20 protein-coding genes are annotated in these 21,969 nt (G+C 62.7%); 8 read left to right on the forward strand and 12 right to left on the reverse strand.

Translation table 11 applies throughout. The annotated features are described in order from the left end of the window. Positions 1-395 precede the first annotated feature (395 nt). Positions 396-1,403, forward strand: coding sequence for an acyltransferase family protein (locus E3O45_RS07725; RefSeq protein ID WP_134442867.1), 1,008 nt, complete (start codon positions 396-398; stop codon positions 1,401-1,403). A gap of 7 nt (positions 1,404-1,410) precedes the next feature. On the opposite strand, the gene E3O45_RS07730 is transcribed toward E3O45_RS07725, so the two are convergent. After that, on the reverse strand, positions 1,411-2,181 hold the full coding sequence (locus tag E3O45_RS07730) for a hypothetical protein (protein WP_134442868.1): 771 nt from the start codon (positions 2,179-2,181) through the stop codon (positions 1,411-1,413). Positions 2,182-2,304: 123 nt separating this feature from the next. Between E3O45_RS07730 and E3O45_RS07735 the strand changes: the two genes are divergently transcribed. From E3O45_RS07735 to E3O45_RS07765, 7 genes are all read left to right on the forward strand, one after another. Beyond that, a complete protein-coding gene (locus E3O45_RS07735; RefSeq protein WP_134442869.1) occupies positions 2,305-3,150 on the forward strand; it encodes a MurR/RpiR family transcriptional regulator in 846 nt (281 codons plus the stop codon). A 145-nt stretch (positions 3,151-3,295) separates the two neighbouring features. Then, positions 3,296-3,991 carry a tyrosine-protein phosphatase gene (locus E3O45_RS07740; RefSeq protein WP_166789425.1) on the forward strand — a complete coding sequence of 232 codons (696 nt, stop codon included), beginning with the start codon at positions 3,296-3,298 and terminating at the stop codon, positions 3,989-3,991. Next, positions 3,984-4,793, forward strand: coding sequence for a metallophosphoesterase (locus E3O45_RS07745; RefSeq protein WP_134442871.1), 810 nt, complete (start codon positions 3,984-3,986; stop codon positions 4,791-4,793). The genes E3O45_RS07740 and E3O45_RS07745 overlap by 8 nt, the downstream gene beginning before the upstream one ends. Positions 4,794-4,802: 9 nt before the next feature. Further along, positions 4,803-5,840 carry an ABC transporter substrate-binding protein gene (locus E3O45_RS07750; protein ID WP_134442872.1) on the forward strand — a complete coding sequence of 346 codons (1,038 nt, stop codon included), beginning with the start codon at positions 4,803-4,805 and terminating at the stop codon, positions 5,838-5,840. Between the two features lie 70 nt (positions 5,841-5,910). Then, entirely contained in the window at positions 5,911-7,515 is a 1,605-nt protein-coding gene (locus E3O45_RS07755) for an iron ABC transporter permease (RefSeq protein ID WP_134442873.1), read from the forward strand. An 18-nt stretch (positions 7,516-7,533) separates the two neighbouring features. Then, positions 7,534-8,610 carry an ABC transporter ATP-binding protein gene (locus tag E3O45_RS07760; protein WP_134442874.1) on the forward strand — a complete coding sequence of 359 codons (1,077 nt, stop codon included), beginning with the start codon at positions 7,534-7,536 and terminating at the stop codon, positions 8,608-8,610. Positions 8,611-8,648: 38 nt separating this feature from the next. Then, entirely contained in the window at positions 8,649-8,867 is a 219-nt protein-coding gene (locus E3O45_RS07765; RefSeq protein WP_134442875.1) for a hypothetical protein, read from the forward strand. Positions 8,868-9,075: 208 nt separating this feature from the next. Here the strand turns inward: E3O45_RS07765 and E3O45_RS07770 are convergent, their stop codons facing one another. The 11 genes from E3O45_RS07770 to E3O45_RS07820 form a co-directional block, all read right to left on the reverse strand. Then, on the reverse strand, positions 9,076-10,236 hold the full coding sequence (locus E3O45_RS07770; RefSeq protein WP_166789426.1) for a Fic family protein: 1,161 nt from the start codon (positions 10,234-10,236) through the stop codon (positions 9,076-9,078). 215 nt (positions 10,237-10,451) lie between these two features. After that, entirely contained in the window at positions 10,452-11,861 is a 1,410-nt protein-coding gene (locus tag E3O45_RS07775; protein ID WP_134442877.1) for a gluconokinase, GntK/IdnK-type, read from the reverse strand. Beyond that, positions 11,858-13,096 carry a D-mannonate dehydratase ManD gene (manD, locus tag E3O45_RS07780; RefSeq protein WP_134442878.1) on the reverse strand — a complete coding sequence of 413 codons (1,239 nt, stop codon included), beginning with the start codon at positions 13,094-13,096 and terminating at the stop codon, positions 11,858-11,860. The genes E3O45_RS07775 and manD overlap by 4 nt, the downstream gene beginning before the upstream one ends. Positions 13,097-13,144: 48 nt before the next feature. Next, complete coding sequence (locus E3O45_RS07785) at positions 13,145-13,930, reverse strand: SDR family oxidoreductase (protein WP_134442879.1); 786 nt, start codon at positions 13,928-13,930, stop codon at positions 13,145-13,147. Beyond that, positions 13,927-15,297: a tagaturonate epimerase family protein gene (locus tag E3O45_RS07790; RefSeq protein WP_166789427.1), complete on the reverse strand. Its 1,371-nt coding sequence runs from the start codon at positions 15,295-15,297 to the stop codon at positions 13,927-13,929. Before E3O45_RS07790 ends, E3O45_RS07785 begins: the two co-directional genes overlap by 4 nt. 62 nt (positions 15,298-15,359) lie before the next feature. After that, positions 15,360-16,124, reverse strand: a complete 765-nt coding sequence (locus tag E3O45_RS07795; protein WP_166789428.1) for a glucosamine-6-phosphate deaminase — start codon at positions 16,122-16,124, stop codon at positions 15,360-15,362. 59 nt (positions 16,125-16,183) lie between these two features. Continuing rightward, positions 16,184-17,062, reverse strand: a complete 879-nt coding sequence (locus E3O45_RS07800) for an ABC transporter permease (protein ID WP_134442882.1) — start codon at positions 17,060-17,062, stop codon at positions 16,184-16,186. Between the two features lie 2 nt (positions 17,063-17,064). Continuing rightward, positions 17,065-17,862 carry an ABC transporter permease gene (locus E3O45_RS07805; RefSeq protein ID WP_241985277.1) on the reverse strand — a complete coding sequence of 266 codons (798 nt, stop codon included), beginning with the start codon at positions 17,860-17,862 and terminating at the stop codon, positions 17,065-17,067. Between the two features lie 120 nt (positions 17,863-17,982). Beyond that, positions 17,983-19,119 carry an ABC transporter ATP-binding protein gene (locus E3O45_RS07810; protein WP_241985274.1) on the reverse strand — a complete coding sequence of 379 codons (1,137 nt, stop codon included), beginning with the start codon at positions 19,117-19,119 and terminating at the stop codon, positions 17,983-17,985. Further along, on the reverse strand, positions 19,116-20,333 hold the full coding sequence (locus tag E3O45_RS07815) for an ABC transporter substrate-binding protein (RefSeq protein WP_134442884.1): 1,218 nt from the start codon (positions 20,331-20,333) through the stop codon (positions 19,116-19,118). The genes E3O45_RS07810 and E3O45_RS07815 overlap by 4 nt, the downstream gene beginning before the upstream one ends. Before the next feature lie 438 nt (positions 20,334-20,771). Beyond that, positions 20,772-21,950, reverse strand: a complete 1,179-nt coding sequence (locus tag E3O45_RS07820; RefSeq protein WP_134442885.1) for an N-acetylglucosamine-6-phosphate deacetylase — start codon at positions 21,948-21,950, stop codon at positions 20,772-20,774. Positions 21,951-21,969 lie beyond the last annotated feature (19 nt).

Raw genomic sequence — 21,969 nt, forward strand, 5'->3', positions numbered from 1 at the left:
CTGCGTCTGAGGCTTGAGTCGTTCGTGTTCCCAACGTGAGGTTGCACCAATGAAGATTCTCGTCGCTTTCGCGCCGCAGTCCCTGCGCTGACCCTCGCCATTTCGGTTCCGGCGCGAGTGCCTTCAACACCTCTGAGGACCTCGGATTCAGCGCCGCCGACCTCGACCGACCTGTCGGCACCGACGAACCCAGCAACAATCTCGACCGGTAGAGCGTCGACCAGCTCGTCGACGCCCTGCTCGGCTACCAGGGAGCGCTCATCGTGGTCAGCCACGACGACGCGTTCCTCGCCCGGCTGCACCTGACGACGACGCTCGCACTTGATCTGACCGGCGCGCTGGCGGAAAGCACGAACCCGACTGCGTGATGCCGTAAGAACCCGTAGCCTATTCTCATGCAGACGAGGCCTGACCGGGGCGAACGGGTCGTTGCCATCGACATCACCCGCGGGCTGGCGATCATCGGCATGTTCGTGGCCCATGCCATTCCGCGCGCGGGTGACGCCGAATTGCTCGTCGATGGGCGCTCCTCCATTCTGTTCGCGACCCTGGCCGGGGTATCGCTTGGAATCATGACCGGATCGGCGCATCCGCTCGGTCGCGGCCAACGTTCGGATCGCGTCGTCGGCATCGTGGTGCGCGCGCTGTTTTTGTTTCTGCTCGGCCTGGTGCTGTCCAGCCTGCACAGCGGCATCGCCATCATTCTGCACTTCTACGCCCTGATGTTCCTGCTGCTTCTGCCGCTGTTGTTTCTGCGTCGGTGGCTGCTCTGCCTGATCGGCGTCGCGTTTTTGCTGGGGGTGCCCATGCTCGGCGCCGCCCAGGCCGACGTGGATGTCGACCAGCCCACGCTCGCCTATTTCGTCGACTATTTCTTTCTCAACGGCACCTACCCGGTGCTGATCTGGATGCCGTTTCTCCTGGCCGGACTGATCGTCGCACGGTCCGATCTGCGGCGTGCGAAAACCCAAGTCGCCCTCGTCGGTGTCGGCGCGTCAGCGGCGGTGGCCGGTTACGGCGCGGCCCTCGTGTTCCCCGGGGTCAGCGCCGAGGCGCACTCCGGATCGATCGCCGAAGTGATCGGCTCTGGCGGGCTCGCCATCGCATTGATCGGCGCGCTGCTCTGGCTCACGGCGGTGGAACGTGGCCGGCTGGGTCGGATGCTCCGCGGCATCCTCTCGCCGGTCGGAGCGACCGGATCGATGGCGCTGACCGTCTACACCCTGCAGATTATGGTCCTGGCCATCGTGGTCGCCGGCGGCCGGGAGGTCGACTACCCCGGCTGGCCGTTGCTGATCTGGATGCTGCTGCTCACGTTCATCCTGGCCAGTCTGTGGCGCTATCTTCTGGGCCAGGGTCCGCTCGAGCGTCTGCTCGCCGCGCTGACCCGCGCGCCGCGATAGAACTGACTCAGCTGATGCCTCCCATGCGCTCGAGCGCCGCGCGCATGATCTGCGCTTCGGGCGTCGCGGCCACGTGGTGGTTGGTGTAGATGCCGACGAGCCACTGCAGCACCTCGTCTTCGCTCATCGCGACGGCGGTCCAATCCACCCCGGGCTCCGCCGCGGTGCGGGGCTCCCCGGTTTGCGGGTCGAGCCAGGCGCGGGCGATCGGCACGTCGGGGTCATCGTTGTTCATGTTCCAGAGCAGCGCGATCGGGTGGTTGTCGCCGTCGATGTGTTCGTGGTCGACCCGCCCGGACCCCAGCCACGGCAGGGTCAGCAGCTCACCGATAATGTCGACCTCGATCAGTTCGAGCTGGGTCGGGTCCGTCTCGGGAACATAGAGCGTGAAGCCCTGCTCGAACCACTCGGCGGCCTCATAGATCGAGTCGAGCAGCTCACCCCGTCCATCGATCTCCTGCACCAGAATGAGCGCCCATTCGAGCAGAATGGCGGTTTGATCCTCCGGCCACGGGCTCTCGTACGGGTCGGCGGTGCCGTGATAGTGAAAGCTGGGGCGGGCTTCATCGAGCAGCACGTGCAGTTGACCGCTGTCGTAATCGATCGACAGGTTGAGGGCCTCGCCCTCGTCGTCGCGGTCGGCGAACAGGTCGGGATGGGCCAGCTCCGGCGGCAGCGTGATCGCTGCAGCGAGCCGGGCGCCCAGATCGAGAACGACGCGAAACTGAACGGTGGGAAGGCGCAGGGTTTCATCCTGCTCGTAGTGCTGGTCTGACATATCCAAAGTTTATCGATCAGGCGCGGGCGTGGTCGCCGGTCCGGCCACGCTTGGCGCATTGATCTCGCGTTCACGGGGTCTCGCTACACTCTGGGCAACTACAGCCGAGGAAAGTAGGTCGCCATGAGTGCCGTCATATCTGATCCCCCGACGGGCACGAGCCTGGTCCTCACCCGGCTTCGAGCTTCGCTCCTCGTGCTCGGGCCCAGCGAGCGTCGGGTCGCCGAAGCAATATTGGCCGCCCCGGCCACGGTAATCGAATGGTCAACGGCCGAGCTCGCCCAGGCCGCCGGCACCTCGACGGCTACGGTCAGTCGCACCTGCCAGTCATTGGGATTTCGTGGCTTTCAACACCTGCGACTGGAGGTGGCCCGATCGGCTCCTCTCGCGGTTTCGCCGCATCACCACGCGCTCGATCAGATTTTCACGGATGCAGCGGATGCGATCAGCCTGGGTCGCCAGAGCCTCGATCTGGTCTGCGTAGAGGCGGCCGTCACCGCACTCCTGTCGGCGAATCGGCTCGTTCTGGTCGGGTCGGGGTTTTCTGCTCCGCCATTGCAGGATGCAGCCATGCGGTTCGCGACGGTGGGCCGGTCGGTTGAAGCGCCCAGCGATATCCTGGCCCAACAATTCGCGGCCACCTCGCTCGGCACCGGTGACGTTTGCCTCACAGTGAGTTATTCGGGGGCGAACACCCACACGCTGCACGCCTGCCGAGCAGCCAAGGAAGGAGGTGCCACGATTATTGCGGTCACCAGCTTCGGGCGTTCTCCGCTCACTCAACTCGCCGACATCGCGCTCGTCACGAGCCCGCTCTCCCGGGCACACGTCATCGACCCCTATTTGAGCCGCCTCAGCCATCAGCTCGTCCTCCACACCCTGCACGCCGAATTATTCGCGCGCAGCGACACGAACTCCATCACCATGCGCAACGTCGTGGTCGACGCCCTCGAGGAGGATGAGCGCTGACCGGCCGTAAATCAACGCCGGGCGTAAACATTCCGTCTACCAGCCGTGCGTGCTCCGTTTGCCTCCCGTTTAGCTGACCAACCTACTTTTGCTCTTGTAACCGCGTTTCACACTCCGTGAAATGCTGAAACGGGGGCATTCGATAATGGCAATCGTCACGCTCGAGGGCGCCTACAACGTGCGCACGTCCGGCCTGCCGGGTGTGTTTCGCGGTGCCGCGCTCGACGAGCTCACGCCGGCGGGGACCGCTACCTTCGCCGGCCTCGACATCTCGGTAGTCATCGACCTGCGCGAGGTCGCAGAGCGCGGTCCGGTCCGGCACCGCGCCGCGGTCGTCCACAACCCGATCTATCGACTTCCCGACGGCCCGCCGGTCACCGGAACGCTCGAGGCGGTGTACCAGCAAATGCTCCAGACGCGTGGTCCGGAACTCACAGCGGCCGTCGCTGTCATTGCCGAGACGACCGGTGCCGTGTTCGTACATTGCTCAGCGGGCAAAGACCGCACCGGGTTGGTGGTGGCCCTCGCGCTGCTCGCCGTCGGAACTCCCCGACCCGAAGTAATCGCTGACTACGTACTCTCGGCCGAGCAGGTCGCCCCCCATCGACACGACCACGCTCGAACCGTCCTCGGCAGTTTCCAGCTGACAGGCGCCCAACTGGCCGACGCAATGCGTCTTCATCTGGACAGCCCCGAAGACGCCCTGATGTTTGCCCTGGCGCAGATCGATGAGCTCGGCGGGAGCGTCGCCTACCTGCGCAGGCACGGTCTGACCTCTGCCCAGCTCCATCAGCTCCGCACTCGGCTGGCGGACGCACGCGTTCGGACCGACGATGAGTAACGAATCGGGAATTTTCAGCATCCTGCATCTGAGCGATATTCATGCCACTCAGGGCAACCTGTTGTATGGGCAGATCGATGGACTGGCCCGGTTACACCAAGTCGGTGACTACGTGGTTGCGGCCGGAATGACGCCGGAGGTGGTGGTGGTCACCGGCGACCTTGCCCAACGGGGGCACACCGAGGTTTACCCCGAGGTGAACCTTGCCCTCCACGACCTCGGCGAACGTGTGCAGGCACCCGTGCTCACTGTTCTCGGAAATCACGATTCACCAACGGATGCGCGCTCTCTCACCGATCATGAGACCAGCCACTATCGCAGCGTCATGATCGGCTCGCTACGCTTCGTGTTGCTTGATTCGAGTAGCGGCTCGCTCGGTGAGGAACAGCTGAGCTGGCTCGCCGCAGAACTCACGACATCGTGGGGAGTGGGAACCGTAATCGCCATGCACCATTCCCCCGTTCCGTCGCCACTGCCCACGCTCTCACGCACCGGGCTGCGCGATGCCCCGGCATTTGCGAGGGCGATCGCCGGGTCCGATGTTCGCATCATTCTCGCCGGTCACTATCACCACCCCATGTCGGCCACCTTTGCCGGAATCCCCGTCTCGGTGGGGCCGTCGCTGGCCTACCACCAGATCATGAATGCCGGCCCGGACACGGTCGGTGGCCACGACCTGGCCATGTTCTCGATCGTGCAACTCGCCGACGGGCAGATCAGCACAGCCCCCGTCAGTCTTCACCCGGACCCCCCACTTTTCACTTCTCCCGCTCCGCAGTACTCCTTCGCATCACGACCCTAAGGAAAAGACATGTCTTTGAGAAAATCTCTCGCTCCCGCAGCGGCATTAGCGCTGATCGGGATAGCTCTGACCGGATGCAGCGCCCCGGCCGACGCCTCCACTGCGGCAGGCGACGCATCCACCGTGGTTGCCGACGAGGCGACCATCACCCTGTATACCTCGGAGCCACAGGAGAAGATCGATGCCGTGGTGAGCGCATTCAATGTCAACCACCCCGAGATCACGGTCGAGGTGTTCCGCGCCGGCACCGGCGATCTCACCGCGCGCATCGAATCCGAGCGCGTGAGCGGCGACGTGCAGGCCGACGTGCTTCTCGCTGCAGATGCCGGAACCTTCGAACGCTACAAAACGGATGACCTTCTCCTCGCCTATTCCCCCGCCGACGTCGAGTCCCTCGACCAGGACGTCGTGGACCCCGAGGGCTTCTACGTGGGGACGCGCATCATTCCCACCGTGATCGCCTACAACACCAACCTCGTCGACACTCCGCCGACGTCGTGGCAGGACCTCACCGACGCCGGCTATGCCGGCCAGATCACCATGCCGAACCCCGATGTTTCCGGTGCTGCAGCGTACAACGCCGCGGTCTGGAGCGACTCTGACGAGCTCGGCGACACGTGGCTGCAGGCACTCGCGGCCAACAAGCCGATCATTGCGGAAAGCAACGGGCCTGTTTCCCAGGCCGTCGCATCCGGAACCAGCTCCGTCGGTATCGTCGTGGACTACCTGGCCCGCGAGCTGAAGGCCGCCGGATCTCCGATCGACCTCATCTACCCGAGCGAGGGCGTGCCGTACGTCTCCCAGCCGGTCGGCATCTTCGCCAGCACCGACGAGCAGGCAGCCTCCGAGGCCTTCGTCGACTTCCTGGTGAGTGAAGCCGGTCAGACCCTCGCCGTCAGCCAGTCCTACCTGCCGGTGCGCAGCGACGTCGGAACCCCCGATGGCGCGCCGTCGATGGACGATATTACGATCATCACCCCTGACCTCGCGGTCATCAGTGTGATCCAGGCTGCGGCAGTGGCCCGATTCAATGAGCTCTTCCAGTAAATTGCTCCATCAGGGCCCGGTCGAATCCGACCGGGCCCGTCGCGCTTCCCGGCCATCTCGGTTCGCGCGGGTGGATGGTGTTGACGCGGTGCGGGTGGCATTGTGGTGCGCGGTATCCGCTGTCATACTGCTCCCGCTCGGCGCACTTCTCGCCCTCGCCTTCAGTCAGAATCGACTGGAGCTGCTCCTGACCGGTGATGTCGCGCAGGCGGGTCTGAACAGTATTGTCTCGGCCTCCGTATCGGCCCTGTTCGCCGTCATTGTTGGCACCGTCATCGCCCTCTTGTTGGATCGCAGCGACCTGCCCGGCCGTCGGGTCCTTCGGTTATTCGCTCTATCACCGCTCCTGGTTCCGCCGTTTGTGGGAGCGATCGCCTGGATTGGGATCGCCGGCCCGGCAGCACCGGTCAATACCTTGTGGACGCAATGGTTCGGGTCCCCCCTGTGGAACATTCATGGCGGTGATGGAGTGGTATTTCTGCTCACCGTGCATTCCTATCCCGTTGCGTACGTCATCGTCGCGGCTGCACTACGGCGAGTGCCGTCCGACCTGGAGCAGGCCGCCCGCATTAGCGGGGCCTCGATCGGGCGCGCCGTGCGACACATCACGTTGCCGCTGTTGCGTCCGGCCTTTCTCTCAGCCTTCACCCTGATCGCAGTGTCCAACCTCGCTGACTTCGGAATTCCGTCGATCATCGGGCTGCCGGAACGCTATGTCACCCTGTCCACCCTCGTTTATCGGTACATCCAGTCCGGAACCGTCGACGATCCACTCCAAGTGGTCGCAACGGTCGGGGCGATACTGATGTTGTGCGCGGTAGTGGCCATGATTGTCGATATTCTGGCGGCACGCAGCACCTGGGAGCTGGACGCATCCGCTTCGCCAGCGCAGTTGCTTGGCCTTGGGCGCTGGCGACTGGCCACGACGGTCACCACGTGGGGCACTCTGCTGGCTCTAACAGTGCTGCCCCTGCTCGCCCTGATCAGTCAGGCCCTGTTGCCGGCACCGGGAATTCCGCTGACCTTGCAGAACATCACGCTGGATAATCTGAAGCGCGCAACGACGTCGCCCAACGCCATCGCCGGAGCGGCCAACTCCATCATGCTCTCGGTGCTGGCCGGCGTGATCTGCACGGTTCTCGGCCTCGCCATCGGCACCCTCGTGACACGAACTCGAGCCCGCTCGAACGGGATGCTGCGCGCGGTCGCGATGTTGCCGCAGGCGCTGCCGGGGCTCGTCATCGCCGTGAGCTGGCTGATTATCGCCCCGCGAATCGGACTGTTCAACACCTCGTGGTTGATCCTGTGCGCTTACGTTATGGCGTTCATCGCCCTCGTCGTGCAGTCGGTGAGCGCTCCGCTTCGGTCGACGCCTCTGACCGCGGAGGAAGCAGCGCGAGCGTCGGGGGCGAGCCGGCTGCGCGCTCTCGTGGACATCTCGTGGCGTATGGCGATACCAGCCGCGATCGCCGGCGGCACGCTGGTGGTCCTGACGGCGGTTCGTGAGCTGACCATTTCCGTGCTGCTGCTCGCGCCCGGCTCCCAGACTCTGGGCGTCACCATCTTTAGTCTGCAGCAGGCCGGTTCCTACAATGCAGCATCCGCTCTCTCCCTCGTCGTCACCGTGCTCGGCCTTGCTGGCCTGGGGCTCACCGCACGGCAATCCCGCCGCTAACCCTTAGGAGGACGCATCATGGCATCTGTAGATCTGCACTCGGTCGGCTTGACCTATCCCGATGGCACCGTTGGCCTCGACGCCATCGACCTGCGTATCGCCGACGGCGAATTCGTTGCCCTCGTCGGTCCGTCCGGTTCGGGCAAAACGACGTTGTTGCGCACAATTGCCGGTTTTCTGGCTCCGACCACCGGTCTGATCCGCATCGGTGAATTCGTGGTCGCGAACGCGACGACGAATGTAGCGCCGGAACGGCGACACCTCGGAATGGTCTTTCAGCAGCATGCTGTCTGGCCGCACTGGAACGTCGCCCGCAACATCGCCTACCCGTTGAAGCTCGCAAAAGTATCCAGAGTCGAGCGGGAGGAGCGCGTCGCGGCGGTTATGCAGCTGGTTGGGCTCGAAGGTTTCGGCACCCGAAATCCGACCACGCTTTCGGGTGGGCAACGCCAGCGGGTGGCACTCGCCCGAGCGCTGGTCGGCAACCCCCAAGTGCTGCTTCTCGATGAAGCGCTTTCGGCACTCGATGAGCCGTTGCGCGATGCTCTTCGCCTGGAGCTCCAGTCGTTGACTCGCTCCATCGGGTTGACCGTGGTGCACGTGACGCACGACCGCGACGAAGCGCTCGCTCTCGCCGACCGGGTGGTTGTGCTCGACCAGGGGAGCATTCAACAGATCGCGTCGCCACCGGAACTGGTGTCATACCCCGCAAGCGCCAGCGTGGCGCGGTTCATGGCCGACGCAACTCTTTTCGAAGGAGTGGTGCACTCCGCAGGTTTCACTGCATCGAACCACCCGTGCGCGGTTGGACCCGACGTTCTCGGTACTCGGTTTCAATTCGGCGAGGAGGGAACCCTCGCCGTTCTGCCGGAGGACGTGCGGCTCGACGCCGACATCGATGGTGCCGCCGAAGTCACCTCGTCATTGTTCGGCCGCAGCGGCAATGATGTAATCGTGGATTGGGCCGGCGTACGGGTTCGCTGCCGCGTCACCGGCCGTCGGCCGCTGGTGGGAGAACGGATGACCGTCACCATTCATCGTGCCCTGTTTTATCCCACCGCGTCCCTCGCTGTGCGGGAGGCCTCCGTGCGCTGACCTCGCGCTGAACCGGCGGGCATGGCAGACTGCGCCGTATGAATATCGAACTGTGGTGGCCCAAGCTGACGCCGTCGACGAGGCAATGGTTGATGGAGAACAACGGCGATGCCGTGCCGCCGAAGGTCGTCGCGGAGGTCACACGGGCCGGAGGTTCGGCCGTCCTCGATAGCGAGAACGAGGAATCGGACTTCTACCTGACCGACGAAGACGTCGATTGGATCGAGACGGTCACCAACGAGGAAGAGCCCACGTAGCCTCCCGCTACCAGGAGTGCGCCCGATATGGGTAGCCGCTACGCCGGTTACCGTAGCGGCTACCGGTATCGGGGGCGGTCGCGGGTGGAACGGCCGCGAGGACGCGTCGGGGATGTTCCGTCGGCATCCGCTTCGACCTCCACAGTTTCCTCGCCGCCGACGCCAAGCTGCAAGATTTGCGATTACGTCGGATCACAAGACGTGCCGGCTACTCGGGCCCAGACTCCGCCTTGATCGCAAACGGATCAGCAAGGCTCCGTGGAGCCTTGGCTCCGAAGATGGCTCTTCGCAGCGCCTGCAACTCTTCGTTCGCCACGTAGTGTCGTCCTCGACGTTCACCCACTGATTTAAGTAGTCCGGCGTCGACTAATTGTTTGAGATCGCGACCGGCAGTCTGCTCTGAGACCTCCTCGTCCTGCGCGAGTACAGCCCGATACGTGGCATTGCGAACTCGGTACCCGTATGCCGCGTCAAACAGGGCAGAAATGACTCGCTCTGGTAGCCCCTGCCTAACTCGAATGCGTTCAAGCTCTACCCAGAGCCGCTCGCTCTCTTTGACTCGTCGCTGAAGCGTCTCAGCCTGCCTGAGGTGGGCCGTCAGCATGAAACGGATCCAAGGTCGAGCGTCGCGCGTCGGGTTCCAGTGCCCTCCGCCGACGTCGGCAAGCACTTGATAGTAGGCCTGAGTGTTTTTCCCGAGGTACTCCTCAACGCTCATGAAGACTGGCGACAACACCCCTTCGGCTGCCAGTATTAGGCTCTGCAGACAGCGCGACATTCGTCCATTGCCATCGCGAAATGGATGGATCATCACCAAATTGAGGTGGGCCATGGCTGCTCGAATGACTGGCGGATCAGCCGTGTTGCTGTTGAGGTCGTTGACGAGCTCCGCCATGAGCGCGGGAACTTCATCGACGTCGGCTCCTTCATGCACAATCTCGCCCGATTCTTCATCGCGGACGTAGATCGCCCCCGGTCGCCACCGGCCCGGTGAGTTCTTGAGGTCGTAGTGCGTCATCATGAAGTGCAGGCTCTTTATCAGCGCCTCGCTGGCCTCAACGTGCGGCTCTTGCGCAATCTGGAGAACGTAGGTCATCGCATTGCGATACCCATCCAATGCCAATCGAGTTTCCGTGGAGGCGTCAAGCGGTTCTTCACCCAGCGCGACGGCCGCCGCATCGTCCAGGGTTGCATCGAATCCTTCGATGCTGTTGGAGCCTCGGATATTGCGTGCAAAAGACAGGCGCCGAAGGGAGCCAGTCCATCTCTTGGGCTCGTTCAGTTGGAATTGGAGTTTGATCTTGAGCGCTTCAATCTCGACCAGCACTTCAAGCTCTCGAGCGTCGAGCATTGGCGTTGCGAAGATCATGAGTGATACCCCTTTCCTATCTGACATTTTGACGGTTAATAACCATCATAATAGTAGTTGGAAATTATCTATCCCTCATTTGCGTGAAGGTGGGCGAGCGCTGTCGAGCGGATGACCGCGCCCGATACGGGTAGCCGCTACGCCGGTTACCGTAGCGGCTACCCGTATCGGGCGCGGTCGCGGGCACAGAGCGGCTCGGCCGGCGGCATCCGCTGTCAGAGATCCTGCGCGATCACCGCACTCATGGTGTGGGTCTCCCCCGGCGCCAGCGTGATCGTGTCACTCAACACATTGGCGGTTTCGACGCACACCATGCCGGTCCATTCATCGGCGCCGAAGTCGGGCATTGCTGCCGCCTTGGCGATCCAGGGGTTCCAGACCACCCGACTCTGAGAGCCTTCGGTGGAGATCGACAGGCTGCGCCCGGTCCCGTCCGAGATGTGCGCCGCAGCGCTGGTACCGAGGTAAATCCGATCTGTCTCGGCTAAAAACGTCACCGGGTGTCCTTCGGCGAACTGCGCCGAGGGCTCGGCCAGCCGGTCGATAAAGGCAAGATCTTCGAATCCCGAGACCTCAACATCGTGCACATCAGCAACGTTTAAGTAGGTGTGAAACGCGTCCGCGAACGTCACCGCCACGTCATCAAGGTTGCGCACTTGCAACGCGAGGCCGAGCCGGGCGCCGACCGTCACCGTGTACAGAGCCTCAAACCGGTATGGCCAGGTAGACCGAAGGTCGTTGTCGGTCAGGCCGAAGACCAGCTCGACACTGTCGCCGACCTCGCTGGCCTGCACCAGCCGCCATTCGGCGAGGCGGGCGAACCCGTGGGGCGGGGCCGTCGCATCCGTTTCATGCGGACCGAACCAGGGGAAGCAGATCGGCACGCCACCACGAATGGGCTTTCCGGGGGCGAACTCGCTGAACTCACTCATCCACAGGACCGAGGAAGCCCCAGCCGGCGACCAGCTCGTCACGTGCGCACCCTGCAGGTACACCTCGGCCGCGCCGGCCCGCCCATTCACCCGAACGACGGGCAGCCCGCCCTGACCAACACCGATCACAACGGATGCCGGCAGCTGCGGTGCGCTCAACCGGGCGACGGATTCCGTGACGACGTTCAACGCCGGCTGGTCGATGTCCACGGCAAAGCCCGGCTCGTCGCCCTGCAGTTCTTCCAATGTCGCCAGCTGCGACCGGAGCAGGGCCGGCGGCATGAAGTGTTCGCGGCGCCCCTCGAGCCGGTTGCCGAGCACGTCGAGCGTGCCGGCCAGGTGCACGAAGCGCACGTTGGGGGCGGCAGCGACGATCGCGTCGCGGTAGACGCGTTTCAGTGCGGAGCAGGCGATCACCAGTCCGGTGCCCGCAGCGCCGGCCTCGGCCAGGGCCTGGCCGACCAGTGCGAGCCACGGCCAGCGGTCAGCATCCGTCAAGGGCACGCCGCTGGCCATCTTGACGATGTTGGACGGCGGGTGCAGGCCGTCAGTATCGAGAAACGGCACGACGAGCGCGTGCGCGAGCAGTGCGCCGATGGTGCTCTTTCCCGAACCCGATACCCCCATCACCACGACCTGCTCGGCGGCCATGCTCGTTGGCGTGGCCACAACGCTGCTGACGAGCTCGTTCACCAGTCGTGCACCGTTCCGTCGGCCAGCCGGTTGTACGGCAGGTAGGCGGTGGCGTACGGGTACTTGCCCGCTTCGTCCACGTCTAGTTCAACGCCGAGCCCTGGCTTGTTGCCCGGGTGCAGCATGCCGTTGTTCCAGCTGTAGGACTGCTCGAAGACCGCGTTGGTCTTGTCGCCGTGCTTCATGTATTCCTGAATACCGAAGTTATGGATGGCCAGGCCCAGGTGCATGGCTGCGGCCATGCCGACCGGCGAGATGTCGGTCGGGCCGTGCATGCCCGACTTGATCTGGTACTGGCCTGCAAACTCGAGAATCTTCTTGAGATGCGTGATACCGCCGGTGTGAGTGACCGCGCTGCGCACGTAGTCGATGAGCTGCTCGCGGATGATCTGCTGGTAGTCCCAGATCGAGTTGAAGACCTCACCGATCGCGAGCGGCGTCGTGGTGTGCTGGCGTACCAGCCGCAAGGCTTCCTGATTCTCGGCCGGCGTGCAGTCTTCGAGCCAGAACAGGTCATACGGCTCGAGCGACTTGCCGAGCTGAGCAGCCTGGATCGGCGTCATCCGGTGATGACCGTCGTGAAGCAGCGGCAGCTCTGGGCCGAACTCGTTGCGCACGGCCTCGAAAACGGTGGGCACGTGCCGCAGGTACGCCCGGGTGTCCCAGTCTTCCTCGGCGGGCAGTGCACCGCGCTGGGCCGGCTCGTGGTCGTAACGCACACCCTCGTTGCCGGGCAGACCCTTGTTCGACGCGATTCCGTAAATGGACTCGAGTCCGGGAACACCGGTCTGCACGCGAATGGCCTTGTAGCCCTGTTCGAGGTGCGAGTTCACACTGGCGAAGACCTCGGGCAGGGATTTGCCGGAGGCGTGGCCGTAGGCGAGCAGTCCGGTCCGTGACGCGCCGCCCAGCAGCTGGTACAGCGGCATCCCGGCGGCCTTGGCTTTGATATCCCAGAGGGCGACGTCCACGGCCGAGATCGCAGCCATGGTCACCGGGCCGCGACGCCAGTACGCGCTGCGGTACAAAAACTGCCAGGTGTCCTCGATATTCTGGGCGTCCCGCCCAAGCAACAGCGGCACGACGTGCTCAGTGAGGTAGGCGACCACGGCCAGCTCGCGCCCGTTCAGGGTGGCGTCACCGAGACCGGTGAGGCCGTCATCGGTGGTGAGCTTGAGGGTGACGAAGTTGCGGTCAGGGCTAGTGACGATGACTTCAGCCTTGTCGATTTTCATGATTGCCTTTCAATGCGGTTGAGCTGTTAAAGTGCCTGTTCGCGCGGGTCAGATTGTCATGGCCGAGAAACCGCCGTCAACATGCACCAGGGAACCCGTGACGAAGCCGGACGCTCGGGAGGATGCAAGCCAGAGCAACGCACCGTCGAGTTCTTCCGGCCGCCCGAGTCGGGCGAGCGGAGTGTGGCCGGTAATGGCGTCAACCCGCTCCGGCGTCAGCAGCGCACGGTTCTGTTCGGCCGGGAAGAATCCAGGGAGGATGGCGTTGACCCGAATACCATCACCGGCCAGTTCGCGCGCGAGATATTGGGTGAGGTTGTTGACACCGGCCTTCGCCACGCCGTAGCCCCCGACCCGACTGAGCGGCGGACCAGAAGATGCTGATGAGATGTTGATGATGGACGCGCTCTGCGCCCGACCGTGCATCAGCGGCGCAAAGAGCTGACAGGTACGAAACACCGAGGTGAGATTAACATCGATCAGTCGATTCCAGGCTTCGTCGGTGATATCGGCGAACGGCACGGTGTTATTTAGTCCGGGCGCGTTCACCAAAATGTCGAGACCACCCATTGCCTCCAGCGAGGCCGCGGCCACTTCGACGGTGCTCCGGTCTGACACATCGACGGGGATGAACTCGGCCCTGCCCCCAATGCTGCTGATACTCTCCCGCACCGCCTCGCCACGTTCGATCGAGCGACCGAGGACAACGACCTCGGCGCCGGCCGCCGCTAGACACCGGGCGAAGCGACCGCCCAAGACGCCGGTGCCGCCGACGAGGGCCGCCCGCGCACCGCTCAAATCGAACAACTCCCGAGGAGAAGGAACCGCGCTCATCGGCTCGGCTCCGCGAACGGCACGAGGTGCCGCCCCAGATGCGTTTCAAGCGCCAACTCGTACTCCTCGGCACGCGTGGAGAGCAACGACCGGAGCGCGTCGGACATCCACCGGGATCCGTGGTCGTCCCGACTCGTCAGGACGGCGCCGTAACCCACATGCAGAATTTGGCGGCTATCTCGATTCGTGACGAGGGCCGGGAGCTGCTCATCGGTGAAGTCACCGGCGACCGCTGTCCGCTCCAGTTGCGCCGAGACCTGGTAGCTAGCTCTAGTGCTCCGATAGGCATCGCGGCTCACGTCGTAGATTTCCCTAAACAGAGCGGGATCGCGGCGCGCCGCAACCCCTAGGGCCTCCAGATAGCTGGTACCTGAGGTTTTCAGGTGAACAAGCCTTCCTGTCGCGGCCACTGCTAGCTCATAGATGCTGAATTTATCCGACCCAGAGTGAAGGCTGATCTTGTACGGGCCCATCGCCCTGGCAATGCTCGCGTGGGCGACGAGGCTGTTGAAGAACACGGTCGTGTCTCCGAGGTACTCGATTCCTTTTTCAAATCCGCCGACATAGCGCGGGGCGAAACTGACCCAGGTCATCCCGAGCCGTTTCATCTCCGTGGCCATGTAGACGTGCTCGGCCACGGTGGTCGGCGACTCGGTTTCATCCACCGAGACTTCGACCTCGACCGGATACCCAGCGTGCTCCAGGAGGTGTCGGTACATGGAGACCGTGTAGGCCACAGCATCTCCGTACTTAGCGGCCGCCCGCCGAATATCTTCCTCCTCGATGCGGATGACCGTGCCTTCGGCCTCGACGGCCAAACCGGTATAGCGCCGGGCCATGGACTCGGCATCGTCTTCCAGAGCTGCCCACGGCAGACCCCCCAGAACCTCGGTCGACACGACAGCCGGCACGTCTCTGACATGCTCGCCCGGGTCCAGGGTGAAGGAGGTGAATCCCGCCGCCAGACAACGGTCGATCTCAACGGTCGACTTCAAGTGGTCAGCATCGGCACCGACGGCACCGACCCAGCCGCCCTCCAGACATCCGAAGGTGGCGTCATCCAACACCTGCTGCGGGGTTCGCTCCAAGCGATCCATTTCGCGCATCGACTGCTGCGCGAAAACAGGAACGATGCCAGCACCGTACTTGCGGAATGCCCGCACGTGCCCGGGGGTAGCCAGCCCCAGTCTGTCCCCCACCCCCGCAGACGTGGCCAGGCCGACGGGTTGCGGCCGCAACGATGGAATGTTGGCCCGGAGCGCACTGGCGTTCACGGCCGAAAGGGGCCCCTCGAGAACCATTCCGTCGGCGATAGCCCCCGACGCTCCTTCAAAATCGCGGAGCCCCAGCGCGTCGGGAGCGAGCACCCGAAGCCGCCGGTTATCACCGCTGCCGAGGATCGTTAGCTCGAGTGCCCCAGATTCCGACCTCACGCGAGCTCAAGTAGTGAAGCCGAGTCCTGGTCCAGATATAGGTGCGCCTGCGGCTGAGTCTGCAGAATGGAACCAGGGCACATCGACGTGACCGGACCTTCCAGTGCCGCCTTAACGGCGGCAGCCTTGCGAGTCTCCGGCGTCAAAACAAAGACGACCTGCGGCCGGAGCAGAGCGTGCACGGTGAGAGAGAACGCCTGCTTGGGGGTCTCAGCGAGGGAGGCGAAGTGACCCTCGCCCACCTGCTGGTTGCGGCAGGCGTCATCAAGGTCGAGCAGGCGCATCATTTCGTGCGTGTCGAAATCCGCGGGCGGGTCATTGAAAGCCAGGTGGCCGTTCTCGCCAATCCCCATCACGCAGATCGCCGGGTCCAGGTCGCGCACGAGTGCCGAATAGCGCTCGATCTCTTCTTCGACGGGCACGTGGTCTCCGTTGACGCCATAGAACGCCTTCGGGTGGACATGCTGGACGAGATTCTCCTGCATCCAGAGTCGAAAACTCGCCGGGTGATCCTCAGACATGCCGAGGTACTCGTCCATGTGCAGGATGCTGATGCGCGACCAGTCGATATCGTCACGCTCTCGCACGGCGCGAGCGAAACTCAACTGCGAGTTACCCGTCGCCAGGATAACGGCGATCTCGTCCTTGGTCTCCAGCGCCGATCGCGCTGCTGCGGCGAATGCCGCGGCAGCCGTAGCGCCGAGTTCCTCATTTGAGGCGGCTATGGAGACGTCCAACTTGTTGTATTTCAGATTCTTCACGGGGGTATTTCCTTTCAATGTGCCAATGGCAGTTTGGTCAGGTGTGGTTAGGGGGCGGTTCACTCGTCTCGGCGTACGCCGACCTGGGTCACCAGCTGGGTGGGACTCACATATCGCAGGGCGACAATCAAGATCACCAGGGTCGTGAGCATATAGATGACTGCCATAGCGCTGATCGCCTGGGACGGCCGGATGCCCGAAGCAAACACGGAGTAGTACAGAGCAACGACCAGGGTGTCGTTTCCGGGACCCGCGACCAGGAACGTCAGTTCGAACAGTGCCACCGTCTGAACCAGCACCAGCAGCGCGGCTGCGAGCAGCCCCGGAACGACCAAAGGTCCCAGGATCCTCGTGAATATCTGCCAGGTGCGTGCCCCGCTCATGCGGGCAGCAGCTTCGATTTTTGGATCAATCTGTTCGATGAACGGAGTCATGACCAGGATGACGAAGGGGACTGCTGGCACGAGGTTGGCTAAGATCACGCCAGTAAGGGTCCCGCCCAACTGCATGTTGTACAGCAGTGTCGCCAGCGGAATACCAAAGGTGATCGGCGGCACCATAATCGGAAGCAAGAACGAGAGCATCACAATCTTCTTGCCAGGAAAGTCCCGGCGCGCCAATACATACGCCGCGGGCGTTCCGATCACGAGGGACACGACGACGACGGTGACAGCAACCTGCAAGGTGACTAAGAGCGTGTCGGCAAGCTGATAATCCTGCCAGGCCATCTTGTAATATTCGGTCGTCCAGCCTGAAGGCAGCCAGCTGTCGAACCATTCGGTTGCAAAAGAGTTCGCCACAACGGAAGCAATAACGCCCACCAAGTTCGCGATGAAGAAGATTGCACCGATCCAGACCAACCACCGAAAACGGGGTCGCATCAGCTGGAAACGCCTGCGCGCGGCCTTTGGCTCATGTGAATCGAGCTGCGTTGCCATGTCTAACCCTTCCCATCGGCAGAACTGCCGCGATACATGTGTGAACGCCACCACAGCACAAGCGCCACAACAATCAGTTCAACCACCGCTGTGATGACCGAGATGGTCGACGCCAGGGGAAAGTCATACTGCTGGAATGCCGTCTGAGAGGCCGCAATTGAGAGAACGTGCGAGTCTCCTGCCGGATTTCCCAGTAGCACCGCGGAGGGGAAGACCGAGAACGCGAGAACAAATGTTAGGCAGAAGGTGATCGCCAGCCCGGGGGCCAACAGCGGGAGCGTGATCCGGGTAAACCTTCGCCACGGTCCGGCGCCGAGAGTACTGGCGGCCTCTTCCATCTTGGGATTGATGCCTGTGATGTATGAGAGCGTCAGAAGGAAAGCGAAGGGAAAACCGGTGATGATGAGCGAGATGATGACACCCCAGATGTTGTGCACCAGCTGCAACGGCTCATCTATCACTCCAATGCCCATCAGGGTCCGGTTCAGCCAACCCTGTGGTCCAAGGTAGGTCAACAGCCCCTCGGCGACCAGGACGGTACCGAGACTGATGGGGATAATGAGGATCGTGTTGATGGTCCTCTTTCCACGAACCATTCCTCTCATGATCACCGCGAGAGGTATCGCCACGAGGACATTGATCACGGCTGCCGGCAGTGCGATCCGAAAGGTATTACCAATGGAGTCGAAAAGGTACGGGTCAGTGAAAAAGGTGACGTAGTTACCCAAGAAGCCGATGTCGTCATTGGGCTGAAACGACAGCGCAATTCCGTAAAGGGCAGGATAAATGAACAACACCATCACGAAGAGGAACCCTGGTACGACTAGCCAGATCATCCGGTCGAGACCGCGCTCTGCCAGTCGATGGCGCAGGGAAACTTTCCGAGTTCGTCGTAGCGAACTCGATGAGAGCGAGACCATCTATACCGCCTCTCGCTCCCGCAACGGCTGGGCGGAGGCTCCAACCGTCGAGGCCGCGTCCGCCGGATAAACCACCAAACGGTCCGGACCAATGCCGATGGCGACCGGCTCACCGATCGACAAACGCTGGGTGGTGCGCAGGAACAGCCGGATGTCCGCCTGCGTTCTGACCTGCATCTCGAAGTCGCGCCCCTGATACTCGACAGATTCCACGGTGGCGTCGATCTGATTCCCGTCGATCTGACCCACCACGAGGTCGTCGGGGCGCATGGCGACCGTGACGGGGCCAGTTAATGGCCCGTTCACGCGCGGGTCAGCTCGCAGCTGTACGCCCGCACCGCTCATGGTGAGTTGCCCCGTGGTCGGATCCACTCCGTCGATAGTCATCGGAAGCAAATTACGATAACCCACGAAGTCCGCGACAAAGCTGTTCACCGGACGCAGGTATATCTCTTCCGGCGTGCCAATCTGCTGCACACGTCCTTCGCTGAGAACGACCAGCCGGTCCGCCAGAGAGAGCGCTTCCTCCTGATCGTGCGTGACATAGATGGTGGTGAGGCCAAGTTCCTGGTGGAGCCGCCGCATTTCGCCACGCATCTCGTGCCGCAATTTCGCGTCGAGGTTCGAGAGAGGCTCATCCATCAGGACAATTGGCGGCTCAACCACGACGGCGCGAGCGATGGCGACACGCTGCTGCTGCCCACCGGAGAGCTGCCCGGGATGCTTGTCGGCGTGCGCCGAGAGCTGCACGAGCGCAAGTGCCGCCGTTACTTGCCGTTCGATTTCAGGTTTCGAAATACGGCGCATCTGCAGTCCAAATGCAACGTTGCCGCGCACCGTGAGGTGGGGAAATAGAGCGTAATTCTGAAAGACCATCCCGAACCCGCGCTGCTCAGGGGCGAGGTGATCCACTCGGCGATCGTCTAGGCTAATCGTTCCCGCGCTCAGCGGCAGCAGTCCGGCTAGGCAATTCAACGCCGTCGATTTTCCACCGCCCGACGGTCCCAACAGTGCAACGAACTCACCGCGCTTGACGGTAAGCGAGAGGTCCGTGAGGGCCGCCGACTTACCGAAATTCCGGGTAACCCCCTCCAACTTCAGCTCAGAGAAGTCCGCGGCCATCACGGGGGCGGTCATTCCTGGATCATCCCTGCGCCGATTTCGCGATCCCACTTGTCAAACATCGCGCCCAGAGCCTTGTTGTCGACGGGCGTGACAACGGGGTATGCCTCCAGGAGCGCATCATACTTCTCCCGGCCGAACTCGTTGACTACGTCCTGGCTCTCCTGAGGCGCCATGCCAAGGGTGACGCCTTCCACTGCCGGACCGGGGTACATGTATCCGGTGTCGTAGGCCTTCGCCTGCTGCTCCGGGGTGAGCATCCACTTCATGAGGTCGAGTACGACCGCCAGCTTCTCTTCGGAGATGCCCTTGGGGACTGCGATGAAGTTCGAGTCCATGACCCAGGAGGTGCCATCGAGCGCTGCAACGTCTGCCTCAGCTGGAACGGTTCCGATCGCGCGCGGATTCAAGTCCCAGCCGGCGGAGCTGGCAATGATGCTGCGCGAGCCATCTGCCAACTCGCGCATCGTGGCGCCGGTGCCGGACGGGTAATAGTCGATGTACTGGCCAAGTTCGGCCAGGTACGCCCAGGTCTTATCCCAACCATCGATCGGATCCATCGGGTCGGTGTCGCCCAAAATGTAGGGAAGGCCCTGCACGAAAGCCCGTCCAGGCCCGGAGTTGGCCGGCCTGGCATACATGAACTGGCCCGGATTGGCCTTGGCCCAGGCCATCAATTCGTCCGCAGTCGTTGGCACGTCCGATACGGTCTGCGGCAGGTACTCGAGCAGCGGTCCGTAGTTGCCGTAATCGTTCACGACCGCATATCCGTCAGCGAGTTCCAGCATCTTCTGCGCGTTGGGTTGGTAGGTCGCGACACTCTCGCCAAGCTGCTCGTCATAGTCGGGAAGCAGTTTTTGCCACAGGTCCAGTTCAATTCCAGCGCCCAGCGCGTCGTTCCCGGTGAGCACCATGTCAATCTGCGAGACCCCGGCGGCTTGTTGTGCCTGCAACTTCCCTGCGATCTCAGTGGCGTCACCGGTGTCGAAATTGACCTTGGCGAGATACTGCGGGTACTCCTCCATATAGGCCTCGATCATCGGCTGCGCGACGACAACGTCGCCCGACACGTCAACCAGGTTGAGTGTCACAGGTTCACTGGGCATTTCCAGTTCCCCGGCGGGGGCAGCAGCAGGAGCACTTCCCCCACCGCCGGCGCATCCTGCGAGGCCAAGCAGCAGAGCAACGGCGACGCTGCTGGCCAGAATCTGTTTACGGTTCATGTTCATTCTGTTCTCCGTTTTGAAGGGGAAGTTTCGAGCGATGGGTGACGCGCAGATGCGGAGGGGAAAGGAAACTGTTGCGTATCGAACGCTAGCACTATAAAGCATACCTATTCAAGTCTTTATCAGTTCAAGGCAGTTCTTTTAGGGTGAACCTCGCTGAATCACGGGAAGAGACCTGAAATTTTGCATTCGTGATTCGACTTCGTTATGTCTTCAATTGTTCAATTAAGATGCTCTTTGCATCGTTGCCTCCACTCCACAGAGTGGCTGCGGGAACCTATTGGCCGGTTTCGGTGCGCCCTGGAGGTGAAAATTGTGCCGCAGGCGCAGGCCGATGGCAAACAGCGTGGCCTCCTCCCGCGTAGCCAGAGAGGGCTCCTCCCCTAGGCACGAGACCTGTTGGTTCCAATGCGATACCGCCAGCCAAGACGACCAGCCTGTCTACCAAGGTCGTAGGTCGTCCTGCCATTGACCAGCCAGCGCAACCGAACGGAGGCGCAGGTCGGAGTTGAACAGAGCGAAATCGGCGTGGAACCCCGGCGCGATGCGACCGACATCTTGGAGGCGGGCAGCGGCCGCCGGAACGGAGGTGACCATGGCAACCGCTTCAGCCAGACCGATTCCCAAGGTTTCAATGGCGATCGGCAACATCGCGGTGACGAGCGTCGTGCTCCCCCCGAAGGAAGACCGATCCATCGTCATTCCGACGCCATCTTCGACGACGTAGTCCATCGCCCCCATACTGTAACGACTCCCATCCGGCAGGCCGGCTCCCGGAGTGGAGTCAGACACTATGCACAACCGGCCGGTCAGGCAGCGCTGGGCAATCTTCATCAGCGCCGGTGGTAGGTGCTTACCGTCGGCGATCATCTCGACGGTCAGCCCCTCGGACGCGAGCGTCGCCTCCAGCATTCCCGGGTGTCGCCACGGCCCCTTCCGGACCGTCGTGGACTGACCGCTGAAGACGTGGATAACGTGACTCAATCCTGCATTTTGGCAGGCGAGCAGATCACTCTCGCGCCCGTCACTGTGGCCGGCCGCCGCGACAATACCAAGAGCGACCAGTTTTTCGGTGAGCGCGACGGCGCCGGGCAATTCGGGCGCGAAACTGATCATCCGAATGATGTCGGCTTGATCGAGCAGCCGATCGATAGAGCCATCGACAGGGTCGCGCAACGAGTTCGGATCCTGTGCGCCGCGCTGTGCTATGGAAAAATAGGGCCCCTCAAGGTGGGCGCCCGGGACGCGCGGCAGCCCGGCACTGTTCCGCAGCGTTTCCAGCGCGGCCAGGCTCCTGGTCATATCGTCGATCGGCGCGGTCGCCAGGGTTGGCAGAACGGTCGTGATACCGGCGCTGAGCATTGTCTCCAGTGCCTGTCGGTTCTGTGCTATTTCGGCCCCGTTGTAGCCATGGCCAGCCGCACCGTGGGTGTGGATATCAACGAGGCCGGCGGTGAGTATTCCAGGACCGAGGTCCCGTATTGAAACCTCTGCGGGTAGCTGGGCGATGGGCACGATGCCTTGTATCCGTCCGTCCCGAATTAGCACGGAATGTTTAACCAGCACCGTGCCATCAACAACGATGTCGGGGCCTACAAGGGCTTCCCAAAGCTCATTCATGATGCGTCTCCTGAAACGG

Source organism: Cryobacterium sp. TMS1-20-1 (genome assembly GCF_004402355.1).
Lineage (GTDB): Bacteria > Actinomycetota > Actinomycetes > Actinomycetales > Microbacteriaceae > Cryobacterium > Cryobacterium levicorallinum.

Bases quoted from the DNA above. Each gene is read 5' to 3' on its own strand.
- E3O45_RS07815 (WP_134442884.1), bottom strand. From the start codon at position 20,333: ATGAACATGAACCGTAAACAGATTCTGGCCAGCAGCGTCGCCGTTGCT.
- E3O45_RS07820 (WP_134442885.1), bottom strand. From the start codon at position 21,950: ATGAATGAGCTTTGGGAAGCCCTTGTAGGCCCCGACATCGTTGTTGAT.
- E3O45_RS07725 (WP_134442867.1), top strand. From the start codon at position 396: ATGCAGACGAGGCCTGACCGGGGCGAACGGGTCGTTGCCATCGACATC.
- E3O45_RS07760 (WP_134442874.1), top strand. From the start codon at position 7,534: ATGGCATCTGTAGATCTGCACTCGGTCGGCTTGACCTATCCCGATGGC.
- E3O45_RS07805 (WP_241985277.1), bottom strand. From the start codon at position 17,862: ATGGTGTTGTTCATTTATCCTGCCCTTTACGGAATTGCGCTGTCGTTT.
- E3O45_RS07740 (WP_166789425.1), top strand. From the start codon at position 3,296: ATGGCAATCGTCACGCTCGAGGGCGCCTACAACGTGCGCACGTCCGGC.
- E3O45_RS07730 (WP_134442868.1), bottom strand. From the start codon at position 2,181: ATGTCAGACCAGCACTACGAGCAGGATGAAACCCTGCGCCTTCCCACC.
- E3O45_RS07770 (WP_166789426.1), bottom strand. From the start codon at position 10,236: ATGATCTTCGCAACGCCAATGCTCGACGCTCGAGAGCTTGAAGTGCTG.
- manD (WP_134442878.1), bottom strand. From the start codon at position 13,096: ATGAAAATCGACAAGGCTGAAGTCATCGTCACTAGCCCTGACCGCAAC.
- E3O45_RS07800 (WP_134442882.1), bottom strand. From the start codon at position 17,062: ATGGCAACGCAGCTCGATTCACATGAGCCAAAGGCCGCGCGCAGGCGT.
- E3O45_RS07765 (WP_134442875.1), top strand. From the start codon at position 8,649: ATGAATATCGAACTGTGGTGGCCCAAGCTGACGCCGTCGACGAGGCAA.
- E3O45_RS07810 (WP_241985274.1), bottom strand. From the start codon at position 19,119: ATGACCGCCCCCGTGATGGCCGCGGACTTCTCTGAGCTGAAGTTGGAG.
- E3O45_RS07750 (WP_134442872.1), top strand. From the start codon at position 4,803: ATGTCTTTGAGAAAATCTCTCGCTCCCGCAGCGGCATTAGCGCTGATC.
- E3O45_RS07745 (WP_134442871.1), top strand. From the start codon at position 3,984: ATGAGTAACGAATCGGGAATTTTCAGCATCCTGCATCTGAGCGATATT.
- E3O45_RS07735 (WP_134442869.1), top strand. From the start codon at position 2,305: ATGAGTGCCGTCATATCTGATCCCCCGACGGGCACGAGCCTGGTCCTC.
- E3O45_RS07785 (WP_134442879.1), bottom strand. From the start codon at position 13,930: ATGAGCGCGGTTCCTTCTCCTCGGGAGTTGTTCGATTTGAGCGGTGCG.